Source organism: Pseudomonas sp. MSSRFD41 (assembly GCF_014230245.1).
Lineage (GTDB): Bacteria > Pseudomonadota > Gammaproteobacteria > Pseudomonadales > Pseudomonadaceae > Aquipseudomonas > Aquipseudomonas piscis.
Genome location: NZ_JACKZK010000056.1, coordinates 1 through 3,896 on the forward strand (window position 1 = coordinate 1; position 3,896 = coordinate 3,896).

The 3,896-nt window shown below is 65.5% G+C and carries 2 protein-coding genes; both read left to right on the forward strand.

Features of this window, described 5'->3' with window-relative positions:
* Positions 1-2,771 (forward strand): non-ribosomal peptide synthetase (locus H7A76_RS32115; RefSeq protein ID WP_185702230.1); only part of this gene is annotated, 2,771 nt, incomplete at its 5' end.
* 99 nt (positions 2,772-2,870) lie between these two features.
* The coding region (locus H7A76_RS32120) for a condensation domain-containing protein (protein ID WP_260498140.1) at positions 2,871-3,896 on the forward strand (1,026 nt) is incomplete at its 3' end.

Below are 3,896 nucleotides of genomic sequence, written 5' to 3' on the forward strand. Positions count from 1 at the left end.
TGTATTCGGCCTACAGCCTGGGCGAGGAGGCGCAACTGCCGGCCTTGCCGATCCAGTACGCCGACTATGCCGCCTGGCAGCGCGACTGGATGGAGGCCGGGGAAAAGACTCGCCAGTTGGACTACTGGCGTGGGCTGCTGGGTGGTGAACAACCCGTGTTGGAACTGCCCACCGATCATCAGCGTCCGGCGGTACAGAGCCATCGTGGCGCGCGGCTGGAGCTGGCGCTGGATACTCGTTTGGTCTGCAGCTTGCGAGCCTTGGCCCAGCGCGAAGGCGTAACGATGTTCATGCTGTTGCTGGCCTCGTTCCAGACGTTGTTGCACCGCTACAGCGGCCAGCAGGACATCCGTGTCGGGGTGCCGATCGCCAACCGTAACCGGGTAGAGACCGAGCGCCTGATCGGTTTCTTCGTCAACACCCAGGTGCTCAAGGCCGATATCGATGGGCAGATGACCGTCGACCAGTTGCTGGCGCAGGTCAAGCAGCGGGCCCTGGAGGCCCAGGCCCACCAGGACCTGCCGTTCGAGCAACTGGTGGAGGCGCTGCAGCCGGAGCGCAGCCTGAGCCTCAACCCGCTGTTCCAGGTGATGTTCAACCACCAGGCCCAGGCGCGCCTGGCCAGTGCCAGGCGCCAGGCGTCCGGGCTGCGCTTGGAAGCACTGGAATGGGATAGCCAGACCGCGCACTTCGACCTGGACCTGGACATCAATGAGGCAGCCGATGACATCTGGGCATCGTTTGGCTACGCCACCGACCTGTTCGAAGCCTCGACGATCGAGCGCATGGCCCGCCACTGGCAGAACCTGCTGCAGGCGATGGTCGCCGACCAGCAACAAGCCATCGGCCAGTTGAACCTGCTGGACGAAGCGGAGCAGCGGCAGATCATCCAGCTCTGGGATCGGACCGATTCGGGCTTCCCGGCCACGCGCTTGGTGCATGAGCTGGTGGCCGACCGTGCCCGGGAAACCCCCGAGGCGGTGGCGGTGATCTTCGGTGAGCAACAGCTGACCTACGGCGAGCTGGAGCGCAGCGCCAACCGCCTGGCCCGGGCCTTGATCGCCCGTGGCGTGGGCCCGGAAGTGCGGGTGGCGATCGCCATGCCGCGCAGCGCGGAGATCATGGTGGCGTTCCTGGCGGTGCTGAAATCCGGTGGCGTGTACGTGCCGCTGGACGTGGAATACCCCGAGGACCGGCTGCTGTACATGATGCAGGACAGCCGCGCCCGGCTGCTGCTGACCCACTCGGCAGTGCAACAGCGCCTACCGGTGCCAGAAGGCCTGGAGAGCCTGGCGGTGGACCGTACCGAGCAGTGGAGTGGCGCCGACGACAGCGCCCCGCACGTGACGCTGGACGGCGACAACCTGGCGTATGTGATCTACACCTCCGGCTCCACCGGCCTGCCCAAGGGCGTGGCGGTGGCCCACGGGCCGTTGGTGGCGCACATCATCGCCACCGGCGAGCGCTACGAAATGACCGCGGCCGATTGCGAACTGCACTTCATGTCGTTCGCCTTCGACGGCTCCCATGAAGGCTGGATGCACCCGCTGATCAACGGTGCCCGGGTACTGATCCGCGACGACAACCTGTGGCTGCCGGAGCAGACCTACGCCCAGATGCATCGCCACGGCGTGACCGTGGGGGTGTTCCCACCGGTGTACCTGCAACAGCTGGCCGAACACGCCGAGCGCGACGGCAACCCACCGGCGGTGCGGGTGTACTGCTTCGGTGGTGATGCGGTGGCCCAGGCCAGCTACGACCTGGCCTGGCGGGCACTGCGTCCGACCTACCTGTTCAACGGCTATGGCCCCACCGAAACCGTGGTCACGCCGCTACTGTGGAAGGCGAGCAAGGACGATCCATGCGGCGCGGCCTACGCCCCGATCGGCACGCTGCTGGGCAACCGCAGCGGTTATGTGCTGGACGCCGAGCTGAACCTGCAACCGATCGGCGTGGCCGGTGAGTTGTACCTGGGCGGCGAGGGCGTGGCCCGGGGTTACCTGGAGCGTCCGGCACTGACGGCCGAACGCTTCGTGCCCGATCCGTTCGGCGCGCCGGGCAGCCGGGTGTACCGCAGTGGCGACCTGACCCGTGGCCGCCCCGATGGGGTGGTGGACTACCTGGGTCGGGTCGACCATCAGGTGAAGATTCGTGGCTTCCGTATCGAGCTGGGCGAGATCGAGGCGCGCCTGCGTGAGCAGGAGGCCGTGCGGGAGGCGGTGGTGGTGGCCCAGGACGGGCCGACCGGCAAGCAACTGGTGGGTTACTTGGTGATGTTCGATCCAGCCCTGGTCGACGATGCCAATGCCCAGGCCAGTGCCCGGGACGCCGTGCGCCGTGCCCTCAAGGCGCGCATGCCGGACTACATGGTGCCCACCCACCTGATGTTCCTGGCGCAGATGCCCTTGACCCCCAACGGCAAGCTGGACCGCAAGGGCCTGCCACAACCGGACGCCAGCCAGATGCAGCAAGCCTATGTGGCTCCGCAGAGTGAACTGGAAGGGAAAATCGCGGCGATCTGGGCGGAGGTTCTGCGCCTGCCGCGGGTAGGGCTCAACGACAACTTCTTCGAAGTGGGCGGCCATTCCCTGCTGGCGATCCAGATCACCTCCAGGGTCCTGGCCGAGCTGGGCCTGGAAGTACCACTGGTGGAAGTGTTCCAGACCGAATCCTTGCGGGCCTATGTCGAGGCCGCCAGCGCTTGTCGCGCTGGCAGTGCGGCTGATTTTGATGATCTTCGTGAATTCTTGAGCGAACTAGAGGCGATTTGAACCATGCTTTCCAACCCAAACATCGATCTGGTATCGCGCTTTCTTCGACTGCCTCTGGAGCAGCGCAAGCAGTTCTACCAGCGCCTGCAAAGCCGTGGCATGAGCTTCGCCCAACTGCCCATCGCCTCCGTTCGCGAAAGCAACGACAACCTGCCGCTGTCCTATGCCCAGGAGCGCCAGTGGTTTCTCTGGCAGTTGGAGCCCGACAGTGCCGCCTATCATGTGCCCGGCGCATTGCGCCTGAGCGGACGCCTGGACATCGCGGCCTTGCAGCGCAGCTTCGATAGCCTGGTCGCGCGTCACGAAAGCCTGCGCACCCGCCTGCACCTGCAAGACGATCGCATGACCCAGCAGGTGCTGGCCCAGGCTTCGATCGAGATCATCCTGGAGCCGATCGACGAAGCCCGCCTCAAGGAACGGGTAGAGGAGGAAATGGCCCGGCCTTTCGACCTGCTGCAAGGCCCATTGCTGCGGGCCAGTCTGCTGCGCCTGGGTGAAGAAGAGCACGTGCTGGTGCTGGTGCAGCACCACATCGTGTCCGATGGCTGGTCGATGCAGGTCATGGTCCAGGAACTGATGCAGTTGTACGCCGCCTACAGCCAGGGGCAGGAGTGCGCGTTGCCGGCCCTGGCGATCCAGTATGCCGATTACGCCCTGTGGCAACGCAGCTGGATGGAGTCAGGGGAGAAGGCGCGGCAGCTGGAGTACTGGCTGGCGCTGCTCGGCGGTGTCCAGCCGGTGCTGGAGTTGCCATTCGATCATCCTCGCCCGGCACAACAGAGCTACCGTGGCGCACGCCTGGATGTGGCCCTGGAACAAGGGCTGGTAGCGGCACTCAAGGGGTTGGCCCAGCGTGAAGGCGTGACCCTGTTCATGGTTCTGCTGGCCTCGTTCCAGGCCTTGTTGCATCGCCACAGCGGCCAGCAGGACATCCGCGTCGGGGTGCCGATCGCCAACCGCAACCGGGTGGAAGTCGAGCGCCTGATCGGTTTCTTCGTCAATACCCAGGTGCTCAAGGCCGATATCGACGGGCAGCTGACGTTTGCGCAGCTCCTGCAGCAGGCCAAGCGCCGCGCGCTGGAAGCCCAGGCCCATCAGGACCTGCCGTTCGAGCAGTTGGTCGAG